Source organism: Halopseudomonas yangmingensis (assembly GCF_900114825.1).
GTDB classification, from domain to species: Bacteria; Pseudomonadota; Gammaproteobacteria; order Pseudomonadales; family Pseudomonadaceae; genus Halopseudomonas; species Halopseudomonas yangmingensis.
This window is the reverse complement of the sequence record NZ_FOUI01000011.1, coordinates 53,610-70,451: the sequence shown is the minus strand read 5'-3', so window position 1 is coordinate 70,451 and position 16,842 is coordinate 53,610. Positions and strand designations below refer to the sequence as shown.

General features: G+C 60.4%; 15 protein-coding genes. All 15 read right to left on the bottom strand.

From position 1 onward, the window contains the following. Nucleotides 1-5: 5 nt before the first annotated feature. Nucleotides 6-293, bottom strand: coding sequence for a ComEA family DNA-binding protein (locus BMZ23_RS10705; RefSeq protein WP_093476706.1), 288 nt, complete (start codon nucleotides 291-293; stop codon nucleotides 6-8). 160 nt (nucleotides 294-453) lie between these two features. Further along, nucleotides 454-1,674 carry an O-succinylhomoserine sulfhydrylase gene (locus BMZ23_RS10700; RefSeq protein WP_093476703.1) on the bottom strand — a complete coding sequence of 407 codons (1,221 nt, stop codon included), beginning with the start codon at nucleotides 1,672-1,674 and terminating at the stop codon, nucleotides 454-456. Nucleotides 1,675-1,721: 47 nt separating this feature from the next. After that, nucleotides 1,722-3,227 (bottom strand): amidophosphoribosyltransferase, encoded by a 1,506-nt coding sequence (purF, locus tag BMZ23_RS10695; protein WP_093476701.1) that lies wholly within the window; start codon nucleotides 3,225-3,227, stop codon nucleotides 1,722-1,724. 51 nt (nucleotides 3,228-3,278) lie between these two features. Continuing rightward, nucleotides 3,279-3,761 carry a CvpA family protein gene (locus BMZ23_RS10690; protein ID WP_093476698.1) on the bottom strand — a complete coding sequence of 161 codons (483 nt, stop codon included), beginning with the start codon at nucleotides 3,759-3,761 and terminating at the stop codon, nucleotides 3,279-3,281. A gap of 97 nt (nucleotides 3,762-3,858) precedes the next feature. Continuing rightward, nucleotides 3,859-4,449, bottom strand: coding sequence for an SPOR domain-containing protein (locus tag BMZ23_RS10685; RefSeq protein ID WP_093476695.1), 591 nt, complete (start codon nucleotides 4,447-4,449; stop codon nucleotides 3,859-3,861). 61 nt (nucleotides 4,450-4,510) lie between these two features. Continuing rightward, a complete protein-coding gene (folC, locus tag BMZ23_RS10680) occupies nucleotides 4,511-5,797 on the bottom strand; it encodes a bifunctional tetrahydrofolate synthase/dihydrofolate synthase (protein WP_093476795.1) in 1,287 nt (428 codons plus the stop codon). After that, nucleotides 5,784-6,704: an acetyl-CoA carboxylase, carboxyltransferase subunit beta gene (gene accD, locus BMZ23_RS10675; protein WP_093476693.1), complete on the bottom strand. Its 921-nt coding sequence runs from the start codon at nucleotides 6,702-6,704 to the stop codon at nucleotides 5,784-5,786. The genes folC and accD overlap by 14 nt, the downstream gene beginning before the upstream one ends. A gap of 53 nt (nucleotides 6,705-6,757) precedes the next feature. Further along, nucleotides 6,758-7,561 (bottom strand): tryptophan synthase subunit alpha, encoded by an 804-nt coding sequence (gene trpA / locus BMZ23_RS10670; RefSeq protein ID WP_093476690.1) that lies wholly within the window; start codon nucleotides 7,559-7,561, stop codon nucleotides 6,758-6,760. An 11-nt stretch (nucleotides 7,562-7,572) separates the two neighbouring features. Next, on the bottom strand, nucleotides 7,573-8,790 hold the full coding sequence (trpB, locus tag BMZ23_RS10665; protein ID WP_093476687.1) for a tryptophan synthase subunit beta: 1,218 nt from the start codon (nucleotides 8,788-8,790) through the stop codon (nucleotides 7,573-7,575). After that, nucleotides 8,783-9,397 (bottom strand): phosphoribosylanthranilate isomerase, encoded by a 615-nt coding sequence (locus tag BMZ23_RS10660; protein ID WP_093476684.1) that lies wholly within the window; start codon nucleotides 9,395-9,397, stop codon nucleotides 8,783-8,785. The genes trpB and BMZ23_RS10660 overlap by 8 nt, the downstream gene beginning before the upstream one ends. 55 nt (nucleotides 9,398-9,452) lie before the next feature. Continuing rightward, a complete protein-coding gene (gene truA / locus BMZ23_RS10655; protein WP_093476681.1) occupies nucleotides 9,453-10,307 on the bottom strand; it encodes a tRNA pseudouridine(38-40) synthase TruA in 855 nt (284 codons plus the stop codon). A 3-nt stretch (nucleotides 10,308-10,310) separates the two neighbouring features. Continuing rightward, nucleotides 10,311-13,250 carry a FimV/HubP family polar landmark protein gene (locus tag BMZ23_RS10650; RefSeq protein ID WP_093476678.1) on the bottom strand — a complete coding sequence of 980 codons (2,940 nt, stop codon included), beginning with the start codon at nucleotides 13,248-13,250 and terminating at the stop codon, nucleotides 10,311-10,313. Nucleotides 13,251-13,447: 197 nt separating this feature from the next. Then, a complete protein-coding gene (locus BMZ23_RS10645) occupies nucleotides 13,448-14,470 on the bottom strand; it encodes an aspartate-semialdehyde dehydrogenase (protein ID WP_093476675.1) in 1,023 nt (340 codons plus the stop codon). Between the two features lie 101 nt (nucleotides 14,471-14,571). Continuing rightward, entirely contained in the window at nucleotides 14,572-15,684 is a 1,113-nt protein-coding gene (gene asd, locus BMZ23_RS10640) for an aspartate-semialdehyde dehydrogenase (protein WP_093476672.1), read from the bottom strand. A gap of 78 nt (nucleotides 15,685-15,762) precedes the next feature. Next, nucleotides 15,763-16,842, bottom strand: coding sequence for a 3-isopropylmalate dehydrogenase (leuB, locus tag BMZ23_RS10635; RefSeq protein ID WP_093476669.1), 1,080 nt, complete (start codon nucleotides 16,840-16,842; stop codon nucleotides 15,763-15,765).

Here is a 16,842-nt window from a genome sequence, read left to right as displayed (position 1 = left end):
ACTCGCTATTCCAGACTGATACGCTGCAGATTGCGCTCAACAGTTGCCGCGCCAATCCCCTTCACATCAGCAAGAGACTGGGCCGAGGTAAAACTGCCATTGGTCTCGCGATAGGCAACAATGGCTTCAGCCTTGGCCTGGCCAACCCCCTGCAGCACTTCAGCCAGTTCGGCAGCGCTGGCTGCGTTGATATTCACACTGGGATGAGTGCCCTCGGCAAAGGCAGGCACGCACAGCAGGGTGAACAGGGTCAGGAAGAACGCACGCAGTGTGCGGGAAAGATGGTTGCTCATGACAATTCCTTTTTTTCGTTTGAGTTATGTCGCACTGCCAGAGCACCACAGCAGTACCTCATGCCTCCGCTATCCCTGCGACACCTGCAGCATAATCCAAATAAAAAAAGCCGCAATGCGGGACATTGCGGCTTTGTGCAGCAGTTGGCATTAGCCTCATTCAGTCGGCACGCAAGACAGCAAACCCCCGCTGCAAGTCGGTCTGCAAATCGTCCAATTCCTCCAGCCCGACCGCCAGTCTGAGCAACCCTTCGCGAATGCCTGCCGCCTCACGGGCCTCGATACTCAGCCGACCATGGGTGGTAGTTGCCGGATGCGTAATGGTGCTTTTTGCATCACCGAGATTGGCCGTGATGGACAACAAGCGGGTGGCATCGATAAAACGCCAGGCAGCTTCGCGTCCACCAGCAAGCTCGAAACCGACCACCGCACCGAAGGCGCGCATCTGCCGGGCAGCCAGCGCATGCTGCGGATGACTGGGCAGCCCGGCGTAATACACCCGCTCGACCTCGGGCTGCTGCTCCAGCCACTCGGCCAGCGCCTGGGCACTGACACAATGGGCCTGCATGCGCAGGCGCAGGGTTTCCAGCCCCTTGAGAAACACCCAGGCATTGAACGGACTCAGGGTCGGTCCGGCGGTACGCAGAAAACCAACCAGCTCCTGCATCTGCTCGCGGCGGCCACAGACCACCCCGCCCAGACAACGGCCCTGCCCATCGATGTACTTGGTCGCCGAATGAATGACAATGTCGGCACCCAGCGCCAGCGGTTTCTGCAAGGCCGGAGTACAGAAGCAGTTATCCACTGCCAGCAGCGCGCCCTGCTCTCTGGCCACACCAGCCAGCTCTGCTATATCCACCAGCTCCGCCAACGGGTTGGAGGGTGATTCAACAAACAACAGACGGGTATTCGGCTTGCAGGCAGCCTTCCAGCCCGCGATATCAGCCAGGGTCACATAATCGACCTGCACCCCGAAACGCTTGACGTATTTTTCAAACAGGGTGACGGTGGCGCCGAACACGCTGCGCGAGACCAGCACATGATCACCGGCACTGCACAGGCTCATTACCGTAGCCAGGATGGCCGACATGCCGGACGCGGTGGCGACTGCCTGTTCAGCACCTTCCAATGCTGCCATACGCTGCTCGAAGGTGCGCACGGTGGGATTCATATAGCGCGAATAGACGTTGCCCTCAGCCTCGCCGGCAAAGCAGGCAGCGGCATCGGCGGCGCTACGGAATACATAGCTGGAGGTCAGGTACAGTGCTTCGCCGTGCTCGGCCTCAGGTCCGCGGCGCTGGCCGGCGCGCACCGCCAGGGTATCGAAACCGGCATCCTGCAGGTCGCTGTCAAGGCGGCCGGCATCCCATTGATTGCTCATTGCATGTCCTCTGGGCCGATCTGGCGAAGGCTGTCGGCCACTGACTCTCAGTTGTTGTGCAGATCGATGATCTCGCTGACGCTCTGCTTCTGCACCTTGGCCGAATCGTTACGTGCCTGCTCGATTTTATCCAGATAGGTACCGTCGACATCACCGGTGACGTACTCACCGGTAAACACCGAACAATCGAAGTTCTCGATCTGCGGGTTGCCCTCGCGCACGGTTTCAACCAGATCCTCGAGATCCTGATAGACCAGCCAGTCGGCACCAATCAGTTCGGCCACCTCCTCGGTGGTGCGGTCGTGGGCAATCAACTCATGGGCGCTGGGCATATCGATACCGTAGACATTCGGGTATCGCACGGCGGGCGCCGCCGAGCAGAAATACACCTTATTGGCTCCCGCCTCGCGGGCCATCTGGATGATCTGCTTGCAGGTAGTACCACGCACGATCGAATCATCTACCAGCAGCACGTTCTTGCCACGGAACTCCAGCTCGATGGCATTCAGCTTCTGCCGCACCGACTTCTTGCGCGCCGCCTGGCCCGGCATGATAAAGGTCCGGCCAATGTAACGGTTCTTCACGAAACCTTCGCGGAACTTCACACCCAGATGGTTGGCCAGCTCCACCGCCGAGGTGCGACTGGTATCCGGAATCGGAATGACCACATCGATACCGTGATCGGGACGCTCGCGGGCAATCTTCTCGGCCAGCTTTTCACCCATGCGCAGGCGCGCCTTGTACACCAGCACACCGTCAATCATCGAATCGGGGCGAGCCAGGTAGACATGTTCAAAGATACAGGGGGAATACACCGGATTATCGCAGCACTGACGGGTGAAGAGTTCGCCCTGCTCGTTGATATAAACCGCCTCACCCGGTGCCAGGTCGCGGATCAACTCAAAACCCAGCACATCGAGAGACACGCTTTCCGAGGCAATCATGTATTCGGTGCCCTGCTCGGTTTCACGCTTGCCATAGACGATCGGGCGGATCGCCCAGGGATCACGGAAACCGACAATGCCATAGCCGGTGATCATGGCGATCGCCGCGTAACCACCACGGCAGCGCTGATGCACGGCGCGAACCGCAGAGAAGATATCGTCGGCCGAGGGCTGCAGCTTGCCGCCAAGAGCCAGCTCATGGGCAAACACATTGAGCAGCACTTCGGAGTCCGAATTGGTGTTGATGTGACGCAAGTCCGACTCGTAGATTTCCCGCGACAACTGCTCGACATTGGTCAGGTTGCCGTTATGCGCCAGGGTGATGCCATAGGGCGAATTGACATAGAACGGCTGCGCCTCGGCCGAACTGGAAGAACCGGCCGTCGGATAGCGCACGTGGCCAATCCCCATATTGCCAACCAGCCGCTGCATGTGCCGTTGCTGGAACACATCGCGCACCAGGCCATTGTCCTTGCGCAGGAACAACCGTCCGCGCTCGCTGGTTACTATGCCGGCGGCGTCCTGGCCGCGATGCTGCAGGACGGTCAGGGCATCATAGAGCGCCTGATTGACGTTCGACTTGCCCACAATGCCAACAATGCCACACATGCCTGTACACCCTTTGAATGAAAGTTCAACAACAATGCGCTGACCGGAAATTCAGCGTCCGGCCAGTCCAAGTATCAGGTTTTTCGACCAATCAGCCACCAGCAAAAAATGCGGAACAAGATCGGACTGGCGCCACCAGAGCTCTTCCTCGACCGGAGCCATACTCAGCAGACCAACCACCACCACCACCAGCAGCGCACCTCTGGCAGCGCCGAAAACCATCCCGAGAAAGCGATCAGTACCACTCAAGCCGGTAACCTGCACCAGCTGCACAACCAGATAATTGATCAGGCCACCCAGCATAAGGGTGGCAAGGAAAAGAAGCGCGCAAGCACTGATAATGCGAATGGTCGGAGAATCGATATAACCGACCAGCTGGTCAGCCAGCGCACCGCCAAACAGCCACGCCACAGCACCCGCAATTATCCAGCTAAGCAAGGACAGGGCTTCACGCACAAAACCACGCGTCAGACTGATCAGCGCAGAAATACCGATAACCGCCAGTATGAGCCAATCGAACCAGGCAGATATCACGCCAACCCCCGGGGGATGAAAAGGAACGGCATTCTAGCAGAGCCACCGGTCAGCAGAAACCGGCGATGCAGCCAGCAGACCACGCCCGCAAGAGCGCTCAGGGCTGCGGGCGCGAGCTGTCATCAAAGGCCACCACCAACCCCTTGAGACCGTGACGGCGCTCAAGCTCGTCACGCAGCCGTGCTGCCGCCGTGCGATCAAGAACCGGGCCGGCGTAGACGCGAACCAGACGGTTACCATTGACCACCACAGCACGGGTATAGGCGTTGTAACCCTCGCCGCCCAGCCGTGCCGCCAGCTCTGCAGCCTTACCCGCATCGCTCAGACTAACCAGCTGAATAACCCAGTCACCCTCAGGAGCAGAAGCCGTCACCGGCGCAACGACAGGCGCAGGGACTGGCTCGGCAATCACCGGTTGCGGTGTAACCTGGACAGGTGGCGGTTCTGCCGCTGGAGTGATTTCGCTTGGCAATGGCGGCACATCAAGCTCGGGGACAGGATCAGGCTCGGGCATCTCCAGCGGCACCACAGCCTGTATCGGCTGTGTCTGGATAACCGATGGCTCCGGCACATCCACCTCAACCGTCACAGTTTCATCCTGACCGGACAGCAGCATCGGCAGAAAAATTACTGCCGCGGCAACCAGTACCAAGGCACCGGTGATTCGTTGCTTGAGACCCTGATCCATCTGTTGCTCCTGTAGCCCTTGGCCCTGCCGTTGCACAGAGCTGCATTATGCACAGGGCGAATCAGTCGTGCATCCGCCAGTCACTCGACTGCAGGTATTGCAGACATTCGGCAACTGTAAAAAACGAACCGAACACCAGCACCTCAGTCTTTTCGTCCACACTAGCCAGAGCCTGCTCCAGCGCCTGGGGAAGCGTGGCGGCAAGGGTTGCCGCACATCCATGCTGCTGCACCGCGGTGAGCAACTGCGCGCCGGGCAGCGCCCGAGGGCAATCTGGCGCTGCCAGATACCAGTGTTCAAAGGAACCCTTGAGCTGATCAAGAATGCCATCAAGATCCTTGTCGGCGAGCACGCCAAAAACCGCACAACGGGACTGTGGGCGTTCCGCCAGTTGCGCGGCCAGATACGCCGCCGCATGCGGGTTGTGGCCAACGTCCAGACACAGCTGGCGACTCTTTCCATCACGGTGCAGCCAACGGCGATCCATGCGCCCCGGCATGCGCAAGGCACCCAGCGTCGCTGCACAGGCCTCTGCAGACGGCAACAGGGCCAGCCAGTGCAAGGCCTGCAAAGCCAGTAGCAGGTTATTGCGCGGCAAGCTGACGTCAGGCAGCGACAGACTGACCGACTCAGCCTGCAAACTACACAGGCGCACCTGCCAGCCCTGCCCGTCCAGCGCCTGCCAGTCACAGCTCACACCACGCTGCAGCAGACGGCAGCCCAGCTCATCAACCCGTGCGACAAAGCTTGACGGCAGATCGGTTTCACCACAAACCACGGCAATCCCGGGACGCAGGATACCGGCCTTCTCGAAGGCCACTGACTCGCGGGTCGTGCCCAGGTATTCCTGGTGATCCAGCCCGACACTGGTAAGAATCGCCAGATCGGCATCCACCACATTCACCGCATCCAGCCGGCCGCCCAGCCCCACTTCAAGCACAACCACATCCAGCCCGGCCTGACTGAACAGCCAGAGGGCGGCCAGGGTGCCAAATTCGAAATAGGTCAGGGAAATCTCAGCGCGCGCCTGTTCGACAGCGGCAAAGGCCTGGCACAGGTCAGCATCAGCAACCATCTGGCCAGCGATGCGCACCCGCTCGTTGTACTGCAGCAAGTGCGGCGAGCTGTAGCAGCCAACCCGCCGGCCGCAAGCCAGCAATAGCGCCTCCAGAGCAGCACAGGTCGAGCCCTTGCCGTTGGTACCGGTAACGGTGATCACCAGCGGCGCCGGACGATCCACATGCAAACGGGCCGCCACTTCGGCGACCCGTTGCAAACCCATATCGATAGTGCTGGGGTGCAGTTGCTCGAGATAGGCGAGCCACTGCGGCAGGTTACGCGTCATCAGACGCCTCATCCGCGACAGCATCCAGCGCCTGCTCAGCAGAGGGCGCCGGCGCCGGCGCACCGGTCAGCATCGACAGTGCCGAAGCCAGCCGGTCACGCATTTCCAGACGGCTGACAATCATGTCCAGCGCCCCATGCTCCAGCAGGAACTCACTGCGCTGGAAACCGGCTGGCAGCTTCTCGCGAACGGTCTGCTCGATCACCCGTGGACCGGCAAAACCGATCAATGCATTCGGCTCGGCCACATTCAGATCACCGAGCATCGCCAGGCTGGCAGATACACCGCCATACACCGGATCGGTCATCACCGAAATGAACGGGAGACCCTCCTCGCGCAGGCGCGCCAGTGCCGCACTGGTCTTGGCCATCTGCATCAGCGAGAACAGCGCTTCCTGCATACGCGCACCGCCAGAGGCGGAGAAACAGACATAGGGAATGCGTTGCTCCAGGGCGCGTTCGGCCCCGCGCACGAAGCGTGCACCGACCACACTGCCCATCGAGCCGCCCATAAAGTTGAACTCGAAAGCGCTAGCCACCAGCGGCATGCCCTTGAGCCGGCCCTGCATCACCACCAGTGCATCCTTCTCGCCGGTATCCTTCTGTGCTGCTGCCAGACGGTCCTTGTACTTCTTGGTGTCGCGGAACTTCAGCCGGTCAACAGGCTCCAGCTCAGCGCCCAGCTCCTGACGGTCTTCCGGGTCCAGGAACAGGTCCAGTCGACGCCGCGCATTGATCCGCAGGTGATGGTTGCACTTCAGGCACACATCCAGATTCTTTTCCAGTTCGGGACGGTAGAGGACCGCGTCACAGGACGGGCACTTGCGCCACAGACCTTCCGGCACGCTGCTCTTCTTTGTTTCGGAGCGCACGATGGAAGGAATCAGTTTGTCCACCAGCCAGTTGCTCATCACCAATCCTTTTCTTGTCTGTTCAGGTTGTTCGCGTTGTTGCGCGGGGATGCTCAGCGGTCCATGGCCGCCCGCATCTCACTGATAACCGCCACAATGGCAGCACGTGCCGCCGGCAGATCATCGACATTCTCGGCAATGCGGTTGACCAGTACCGAGCCGACCACCACGCCATCGGCAACACCGGCAACCGCCGCCGCCGAAGCCCCGTCACGGATGCCGAAACCGACACCGATCGGCAAATCGGTCACGCTGCGCAGCTGTTCGAGTCGTGCTGCCACTTCATCGACGTTCAAAGCACTGGACCCGGTCACACCTTTCAGCGAAACATAGTAAACATAGCCGCTGGCACGGGCGCAGATCTTGGCCGCACGGCTCATGGTGGTGGTCGGCGATAACAGGAAGATGCAGTCCAGGCCCCGCTCACGGAACAGACCTATCACCTCGTCGGACTCCTCCGGCGGCAGATCCACGGTAAGCAGGCCATCTACTCCGGCCTCGACCGCCGCATTGGCAAAGTTTTCGTAGCCCATGCGCTCAACCGGGTTCAGGTAACCCATCAGCACCACCGGGGTTTCGCTATCACGCTGGCGGAACTCACGAACCATATCCAGCACATTGCTCAGACTGACGTGGTGTGCCAGTGCGCGCTCCATGGCCAGCTGGATCACCGGACCATCAGCCATCGGATCGGAAAACGGCACACCCAGCTCGATAATGTTGGCACCGGCGGCCACCAGTTCGTGCATCAATGGCACTGTCATCTGTGGCTGCGGGTCACCGGCGGTTACGTAGGGAATCAGCGCCTTGCGACCGGCCGCTTGAAGTTTGGCAAAACAGGCTTGAATTCGGCTCATGTCACTCTCGTTCAGATGGTGATGCCGTCGATACCGGCAACCGTATGAATATCCTTGTCACCGCGACCGGACAGGTTGACCACTATGTGCTGATCCGGGCGCATGGTTTTCGCCAGTTTCATCGCATAGGCCACTGCGTGGCTGGACTCCAGCGCCGGCATGATGCCTTCGGTCTGGGTCAGCTCGCGGAATGCCGACAGCGCCTCTTCATCGGTAGCATCCACATAGCTGACCCGGCCAATATCCTTCAGCCAGCTGTGCTCGGGGCCGACACCCGGGTAGTCAAGGCCGGCTGATACCGAGTGGGTCTCGATGATCTGCCCGGCCTCGTCTTCCATCAGGTAGGTGCGGTTGCCATGCAGCACACCGGGGCGACCGGCGTTCAGCGGCGCTGCGTGCTGACCGGTCGCCAGGCCCAGGCCGCCCGCCTCGACTCCGTAGATGGCCACGCCCTCATCGTCGAGGAACGGATGGAACAGGCCAATCGCATTCGAGCCACCGCCAACACAGGCCACCAGCGCATCCGGCAGACGACCGAAACGCTCAAGGCTCTGGGCCCGCGCCTCACGACCGATCACGCACTGGAAATCGCGCACCAGCTTCGGATAAGGATGCGGGCCGGCCACGGTGCCGATGATGTAGAAGGTGTCGTCGACGTTGGTCACCCAGTCGCGCATGGCTTCGTTCATCGCATCCTTGAGGGTCTTCGAACCCGAGGTCACCGGGATCACCTCGGCGCCCAGCAGCTTCATGCGATACACGTTCAGGGCCTGGCGCTTGACGTCCTCGGCACCCATATAAACCTGGCATTTCAGACCCAAACGGGCGGCCACGGTAGCGGTCGCCACCCCATGCTGGCCGGCACCGGTCTCGGCAATCACCCGCGGTTTGCCCATGTGCTTGGCCAGCAGCGCCTGGCCAATGGTGTTGTTGACCTTGTGCGCGCCGGTGTGATTCAGGTCTTCACGCTTCAGCCAGATACGCGCACCACCCACCTTGTCGCTCAGGCGCTCGGCCAGATACAACGGTGAGGGCCGGCCCACATAGTGCGCCAGATCGTGGTCAAACTCGGCCTGAAAGTCCGGATCAGCAGACAGCCGGTTGTACAGGGTCTCCAGTTCTTCCAGCGCATCCATCAGGGTCTCGGATACGAAACGACCGCCATAGGGGCCAAAATGGCCACGCTGATCGGGAACTGCGGCAAAATCGATACGGGTTGAATCAGCCACGCCTCACCTCACGAATAAAAGCTTTGATCTTCTCGACATCCTTGATGCCCTTGGCCTGCTCTACCCCGCCACTTACATCCACTGCCCACGGCCTGCATTCAGCAATGGCCGTTTGCACGTTGTCCACTCGCAAACCACCGGCCAGCACCAGCGACCAGTCGTGCTGCTGCGGTATGCGCTGCCAGTCGAAGGTCTCGCCGGTGCCACCGGGCACCCCCGGTGTATAGCTGTCCAGCAGTATCCCGCTGGCGCTCGGCCAGTTTGCCGCCTGCGCCTGCAAGTCCAGATCATCGCGCATGCGGATGGCCTTCAGATAGGGCCTGGAAAAACGCAGACAGAATTCTTCCGGCTCATCACCATGGAACTGCAGAAGATCCAGCGGTACCTCGGCCAAAACCCCGCGCACCTCGGCCTCAGTGGCATTCACAAAGAGCCCGACGCTGGTCACAAAGGGTGGCAATGCCCGCACAATCGCAGCAGCCTGCTGTGCATCCACCGCGCGCGGGCTGGGGGCATAGAATACCAGCCCGATGGCATCCGCACCGGCCTCGGCCGCTGCCAGCGCATCCTCAACGCGGGTAATGCCACAGATCTTGATACGCACCATGGGTTATCGCTTCAGTTTGCAAGGCATCCGATAGTAGCAGAACCGCCTGCCAGCGTCAGTCTGCAGGGTTAAGCGCAGACAGGAAGTGCGGCCCCATATAACGCTGCGGCAATTCATACTGCTCGGGATAGGTGACGTCCACCAGATACAGACCATAGGCCGGAGCCGTCAGGCCGCCCGCGCGACGGTCGCGCGCAGCCAGCACCTCGGCCGCCCATTCCTCCGGCCGCTCACCGGTGCCGATCTGCATCAGCACCCCGGCGATATTGCGCACCATATGATGCAAAAAGGCATTGGCACGGATATCCAGCACGATAAAACGCCCAAAGCGGATCAGCTCAAGGTGATGTACCGTCTTCACCGGCGACTTGGCCTGACAAGCAATCGCCCGGTAAGAGGTAAAGTCATGCTCACCAACCAGCGCCCGCGCAGCCCGCTGCATGCGCGCCAGATCCAGCGGACGGTAATTCCAGGTCACCTCGTGGGCCAGGTGCGCGGGACGGACTGGATCGTTATAGATCACATAACGATAACGCCGGGCCATGGCCGAGAACCGCGCATGGAAACTGTCCGGCACCACGCAGGCCCAACTCATGCTGATATCCGCCGGCAGGTTGGCGTTCACCCCATGAATCCAGTTCAGCGGCGCACGGCGGGCGTTGCTGTCAAAATGGATCACCTGGCAGGAGGCATGCACACCGGCATCAGTGCGCCCGGCACAGCTGACCTGCACAGGGTGATTGGCCACCCGCGACAACGCCTGTTCAACCGCTTCCTGCACACTGGCCACACCCGGCTGCTGGCGCTGCCAGCCACGGTAGGCGGTGCCACGGTATTCGATACAGGCGGCGATACGTGAAAACACAGCGGCCGCCCCGTGGGCGGCCGCGTCAGTGCGGAGATCAGACATCAATCAACCCAGTTGCTCCATCAGCGTGCGGGCTTCCTGCTGCTGCTGATCATTACCTTCTTCCAGCACCTCGCCAAGGATATCGCGCGCACCCTCGTCATCACCCATGTCAATGTAGGCCCGGGCCAGATCCAGCTTGGTGGAACACTCATCCGTATCGGCAAGGAAGTCGAAGTCCTCATCGCTTTCCGATGCCTGCTCCGCTGATGACACTTCAAGCTCTGACTCTGCAGGCGCTGACGGCTGAGCAGCTTCAAGCCCTATCTCCTCAGCCTCGGCGTCCAGACTGGCAGCGAACTCGTCGGCAAAGTTCTCCAGGTCCTCGTCACTGAGTGACGGCATTTCAGTATCAAGGTCCTGTTCCGGCTCAGACGGGGGAGCCTGCACTTGCTGCTCCGCATCGAATGCAGCCAGCAAATCATCGGCACTGAGCTCACCGTCCAGATCCAGAAGGTCTTCTTCGACGACAGGCTCAACTGGAGCAGCCGGCTCGTCCTCGGTTATTTCATTCAGCTCATGCCCCTGAAGATCCGGCAGGTCTTCGATATCCAGCTCCGACTCTGTAGCGATTGCAGGCGCATCAAGGTCGAAACCAAGATCCATACCGAAACCGTCATCCATCGCAAAGGGATCAGCCTCCGCTTCTGTGGGCTGTTCCGCTGTAGCTCCGGTAGTCTCGGCAGACTTCTCGACATCATCAAACTCGGAAAGATCAAAATCCAGATCGAAGCCCTGATCGGATTCAGCTGACTCGCCTGCCACAGGCAAGGCATCGGTCAGATCAATGGAGGCTTCTGTTTGCTCCCCACTGCCATCAGACTCCAGCGCCTGTTCAAATTCGCTGAAATCAAAATCAAGATCGATGTCGTCAGAAGACGCAGCAGGCTCATTCTGCGGCGTTAGCATATCTTCGATCATGCTCTGCTGAGCATCTGACTGCGCCGCAGCCACACCACCCGCCAGCATGGCAGCCATTACCGGGAAACGTGCATGCATAGTAGCCAGCGAATCGGCATGCCCGCCGGCACGCTCAAGCTGACGGGCCTGCTCAACGTAACCTTCGGCATTGCCCTTAAGTGCCTGAACCTCCAAAAGCTTCAGGCGAACATCAGCGTTATCAGGCTCAGCCTGCAAGACATCGACAAGCAGCGCTTCGGCCTCATCCAGTTTGCCGTAGGCAATCATGGCTTCTACGTTGGCGAGCAGATCTGCCGTTGTATCTTCCTCGGCTGCCGCTGTCTCGACCTGATCAAAGGCCGCTGCAAAAGAGTCGTCTTCTGCAACCGGCTCCAGTTCATCAGGCTGCTGGGCAACCCTGTAACTCTGCTGAATTTCTGCTTCACGGCGTGCATTGCGGCGAGAGAGATTCATCAGCAGCAACAGCAGCAGCAGAATGGCAACCACGCCACCACCCAGCATCAGCATCTGGTTCTGCATCATTTGCTGCAGCAGCGACTGGCTTGGCGCTACCGGCTGAACCGGAGCCGAAGCCGGCTGCGACACGGGTTCACTGGCTGGCGCCACAACAGGGTCAGACTGTTGATCCAGTACAACCGGGGATTCGGCCGTTTCAGTCACGGCAACACTGTCTTGCGCAACTGCCGGCGCCTCGTCGCTCACCTCTGCTTCGCTATCTGCCTGCACGGGCAGGACATCTGCAATCGCTTCAGCGTCTGCGGCAACGACCTCAGACTCGCCTTCTGATTCGGCTTCAGTTACCGGCTGCATGGACTCCTGCAACTGGTTTTCCAGCTCGGTAATAGCCGACGTCAGCTCTTGCGCTTGCGGAGAACCGGCATCTACCTGGGCCAGCTGCTGTTGCAAGGATGCCAGCTGGCCATCCTTAAGCTCGAGCAGGCGCTGTACCGCATCCAGCTGGCCTTCCAGTTGCTGCAAGCGGGTATTCAGCTCCTGCTTTTCGCGTTCTGCAGCATCCAGTTGTTCCTTGGTCATATCTAGCGTGTCACGCAGGCGGGCATCCGCTGCTGCATTACCGGTGCCAGTACCATCCGCAGCCGTGCCCTCCACCTGCTCGCTGGTTCCTGCAACCAGTCGCAGGGTATCGCCACGCGGAGCCGTCGCCGGTGCTGGTGCCGCGGTATCGCGCTGACGGGCATCCAGCTGGCGCTCACCGGTTGGCTGGGTGCGGCTCTGCCATGCCTGATTCTGTTTTTGCACCTCGGCCAGTGCTTCGGCACGGCTGCGGGAGTTGGCCTGACTGGCATCAGGCAGCTGCAGTTGCTGGTTGGCACGCATCTGGTTGATGTTGCCGTTGATAAAGGCCTGGGGATTAAGATCCTGGATCGCCAGCATGGTTTGATGAACGCTGGCACCCGCCGGCGCATGACGTGAAGCAATCCCCCACAAGGTATCGTTACGCGAGGTTTGCATGCGCCCGTCAGCCGGCCGCGGCGCAGCAGCAGGGCTCGGCGCAGCAACTGATGCAGCCTGACGCGGGGCAGCCTGGGTTACGGGTGCCTGACGCACCGGTGCGGCTTGAGCGGCCGGCACAGCGGGCGCCGAAGCGGTAACGGCAACCGGCTGGTAAAGCGGCGGATCAAGCAGCAGGGTGAATTCGCGAAGAACGCGGCCAGACGGCCAGCGAACTTCCATCAAAAAACTCAGGAAAGGCTCGCGCACAGGGCGATTCGAGGTTACCCGAATCACACCCTTGCCATCCGGCCGTACTACCGGTGTAAAGGTCAGATCGGTAAGAAAGAAACTGCGATCGATGCCGGCACGGCCAAAGTCATCGGGTGAAGCCAGTCGTGGCAGGATTTCGGTACTGGTCAGATCGCGCAATTGCAGCAGCTCGATCTCTGCATCAAGAGGCTGGTTGAGCGTCGAGCGCAGTTTGATGTCACCCACTCCCAGCGCATTCACCATACCGGACGACATCAGCGCGCTTGCCGCAGCAACAGCCAAAACCAGTTTCCGAACCATAGCCTGAATCCTTTGCTTTTATCGTTTTGTCTTGCACCGACCCTGTGGCGGACAACCCCAAAGCACCCCGGAAGGCAATATGCCCCAATGGGCCATAGGCACGACCACAGTCACACGGCTACCGGAGGGCATCCCTGACACGCAAGCCCTAATACCACAGATCAGTACATCCCCGAGGAAATCAGTGCAAGTATTGATTACAAAAAGTCTTTTATCAATAACTGAGTGACCTGCAGTTGATTCATTGCCAGACAGGCACGGAAATTGTCCGCCACTGCCCACAACTGCAACAAACGGGGATCCTGTGGATTCTGTCTGATGCGCCCCACCCAGAGCCTGTCGCTACCGCTGGCCTGCTCTATCGGCGTCGGGAAGCCGTTATCGGCCGGCTTGTCCAGCAGTTTGAGATTACGGTTACGCCGCAACAGGACCGGAATCCGTGCAACCTCCAGCGCCTCCTGATTCTGCACCTGAATAACCTGGGCAGAACCATAGAACACCGGCACCAACACCTGGGTAACCTGTACCGGCAATTCAGGCAGATCAAACAGCACGCACAAATCATTAACCATGCGCAACTCATCCTGCGTATTACCCGACTCGTCCAGCAAACCCAGACGGGGGATCAGGTTGAAAGCCATTTGCCTGCCGGTAAGTCCTGCGTCAGCTGGCTGACCGTTCAGCAGCTTGCCTGTCTGCAACGCCAGCGCCTCAAGCCCTGACTGCCCGAGGGTCGAAGCTGATTGATAGGTCGCAACCGATAGCATCTGGACACCGGCCTCGGCCAGCAACGGATGGACCACCTGGGCGGTCAGCAAGGTTTGCGCATCGGGACAGTTCACCGCGCCGGCCTCGACGGCTGACGCCAGTGCCTGCGGGTTGATGGCTGCCACGACCAGAGGCACACGGGTAACCGAGCGCAGTGCTCCGGAGGCATCTACGGCAATACAGCCAGCCTCCCGAATGCGCGGCATGCAGGCAATCACCTGCTCCGGCTCCAGCGCCATCAAAGCCACTGCCACGCTGGAAAAATCGAAGCTTTCCAGCGGCTCGACACGCAGACTCTGACCGTGCAGCATCAGTCGGCCGCCCGCCTCCTCGGCCACGTCAAGCAGATGAACCCCGGCAAAGCCGAAATCCTGATCCTCGAGAACCGCCAGCAGCGCCTCGCCCTGCAATGAGTTGGCACCAACGATGGCGATGGCCTTTTGTGCGGACATGCATACTCCTTGAAAACATCAGATACAGCGAAAAACAAAAAGGCACCCCACTGACGGGATGCCTTTGACAGTCAGGCCCGCGTTGCTGCGGGCCTGGTTCATCAACCTTCCAGCAGGATGCGCAGCATGCGCCGCAACGGCTCTGCCGCGCCCCACAACAACTGGTCACCGACGGTGAAGGCCGACAGGTACTGCGACCCCATGTTCAGCTTGCGCAGGCGACCCACAGGAACAGTCAGAGTGCCAGTGACGGCAGTCGGCGTCAGATCACGCACAGTCGCTTCCTTGTCGTTCGGCACTACCTTCGACCAGGGATTATGCGCATCCAGCATGGCCTCGATATCGGCCAGCGGCACATCCTTGTTCAGCTTGATGGTCAGCGCCTGGCTGTGGCAGCGCATGGCGCCGATGCGCACACAAATGCCATCCACAGGAATCGGGCGACCACTGCGGCCGATGATCTTGTTGGTCTCGGCCTGGGCTTTCCACTCCTCGCGGCTCTGACCGTTGGGCAGTTGCTTGTCGATCCAGGGAATCAGGCTGCCGGCCAGCGGCACACCGAAATTGTCGACCGGCATGGCATCGCTGCGCAGGGTTTCGGCAACCTTGCGGTCGATGTCCAGAATCGCGCTGGCCGGATCGGCCAGCTCAGCGGCGACACTGGCGTTGATCGAACCCATCTGGCTGATCAGTTCGCGCATGTTCTGCGCACCGGCGCCGGAGGCGGCCTGATAGGTCATGGCACTCATCCACTCGACCAGGCCATTCTCGAACAGCCCGCCCAACCCCATCAGCATCAGGCTCACGGTACAGTTGCCACCCACGTAGGTCTTGATGCCATCACGCACCGCCTGGTCGATGTTACGACGGTTGACCGGATCCAGAATGATCACCGCATCATCTTCCATGCGCAGGGTCGAAGCGGCATCGATCCAGTAGCCGTTCCAGCCTTCGCCACGCAGCTTGGCAAAAACCGCGCTGGTGTAGTCGCCACCCTGACAGGTGATGATCACATCCATCGGCTTCAGCGCCTCGATGTCGTAGGCATCCAGCAGCGGCGCGGTGTCCTTGCCGATATCCGGTCCCTTGCCACCGACGTTGGAAGTGGTAAAGAAGTACGGCTCGATACCGGCAAAATCGTTTTCTTCACGCATGCGCTGCATCAGCACGGAACCGACCATGCCTCGCCAGCCAACCAGACCTACTTTTTTCATGACAACAACCCCCATGGGGTAACAATTCAACGGCAACTGCGCCCGGGCAGGCCCGGGCGCGGCGAAAAGCACAACAGATTACAGGTTTTTCAGGGCCGCGGCCACGGCGTCACCCATCTCCGCGGTACCTACCTTGCGGCAACCTTCGGCCATGATATCGGCAGTGCGCAGCCCCTGATCCAGCACCCGGCTGACCGCCTGTTCGATGGCATCGGCAGCGGCCGGCTGATTCAGGCTGTAACGCAGCATCATCGACACCGAAAGAATGGTCGCCAGCGGGTTGGCGATACCCTGCCCGGCAATATCCGGTGCACTGCCGTGGCACGGTTCGTACATGCCCTTGTTGTTGGCATCCAGCGATGCCGAGGGCAGCATGCCGATCGAGCCGGTCAGCATCGAGGCCTCGTCCGACAGAATGTCGCCGAACATGTTGTCGGTGACCATCACGTCGAACTGCTTGGGCGCACGCACCAGCTGCATGGCCGCGTTATCGACATACATGTGCGACAGCTCGACCTCGGGGTAATCGCGCGCCACCTCTTCCACCACCTCGCGCCACAGCTGACTGGAGGCCAGCACATTGGCCTTGTCCACCGAGCAGAGTTTTTTGTTGCGCACCATTGCCATGTCGAAACCGACCCGGGCAATCCGGCTGATCTCGCCTTCACTGTAGGGCAAGGTGTCGTAGGCCATGCGCTGGCCATCGCGTTCGGTACGCTCGCGCGGCTGGCCGAAATAGATGCCTCCGGTCAGCTCACGCACGATCAGGATATCCAGACCGGCAACCACTTCAGGCTTCAGCGACGAGGCCGCCGCCAGTTGCGGATAGAGAATTGCCGGACGCAGGTTGGCAAACAGCCCCAGCTGCGAGCGAATTTTCAGCAGGCCACGCTCGGGGCGCAGCGCCGGATCAATACTGTCCCACTTGGGGCCACCCACCGCACCGAGCAGAATGGCATCGGCGGCGCGGGCGCGCTCCAGGGTTTCATCGGCCAGCGGCACACCGTACCGGTCATAGGCCGCACCGCCCAGATCGTCATGGCTGAGCTGCACACCCAAACCAAAACGCTGATTGGCTGTTTCCAGCACCTTTACCGCCTCTGCGACTATCTCCGGGCCGATACCGTCGCCGGGGAGAATCAGAATGTTCTTGCTCAT

Excerpts from the sequence above, each read along its gene's own strand:
- BMZ23_RS10705 (WP_093476706.1), bottom strand. The coding sequence starts at position 293 with ATGAGCAACCATCTTTCCCGCACACTGCGTGCGTTCTTCCTGACCCTG.
- BMZ23_RS10700 (WP_093476703.1), bottom strand. The coding sequence starts at position 1,674 with ATGAGCAATCAATGGGATGCCGGCCGCCTTGACAGCGACCTGCAGGAT.
- purF (WP_093476701.1), bottom strand. The coding sequence starts at position 3,227 with ATGTGTGGCATTGTTGGCATTGTGGGCAAGTCGAACGTCAATCAGGCG.
- BMZ23_RS10685 (WP_093476695.1), bottom strand. The coding sequence starts at position 4,449 with ATGGATCAGGGTCTCAAGCAACGAATCACCGGTGCCTTGGTACTGGTT.
- accD (WP_093476693.1), bottom strand. The coding sequence starts at position 6,704 with ATGAGCAACTGGCTGGTGGACAAACTGATTCCTTCCATCGTGCGCTCC.
- trpA (WP_093476690.1), bottom strand. The coding sequence starts at position 7,561 with ATGAGCCGAATTCAAGCCTGTTTTGCCAAACTTCAAGCGGCCGGTCGC.
- BMZ23_RS10660 (WP_093476684.1), bottom strand. The coding sequence starts at position 9,397 with ATGGTGCGTATCAAGATCTGTGGCATTACCCGCGTTGAGGATGCGCTG.
- truA (WP_093476681.1), bottom strand. The coding sequence starts at position 10,307 with ATGTCTGATCTCCGCACTGACGCGGCCGCCCACGGGGCGGCCGCTGTG.
- BMZ23_RS10650 (WP_093476678.1), bottom strand. The coding sequence starts at position 13,250 with ATGGTTCGGAAACTGGTTTTGGCTGTTGCTGCGGCAAGCGCGCTGATG.
- BMZ23_RS10645 (WP_093476675.1), bottom strand. The coding sequence starts at position 14,470 with ATGTCCGCACAAAAGGCCATCGCCATCGTTGGTGCCAACTCATTGCAG.
- asd (WP_093476672.1), bottom strand. The coding sequence starts at position 15,684 with ATGAAAAAAGTAGGTCTGGTTGGCTGGCGAGGCATGGTCGGTTCCGTG.
- leuB (WP_093476669.1), bottom strand. The coding sequence starts at position 16,842 with ATGAGCAAGAACATTCTGATTCTCCCCGGCGACGGTATCGGCCCGGAG.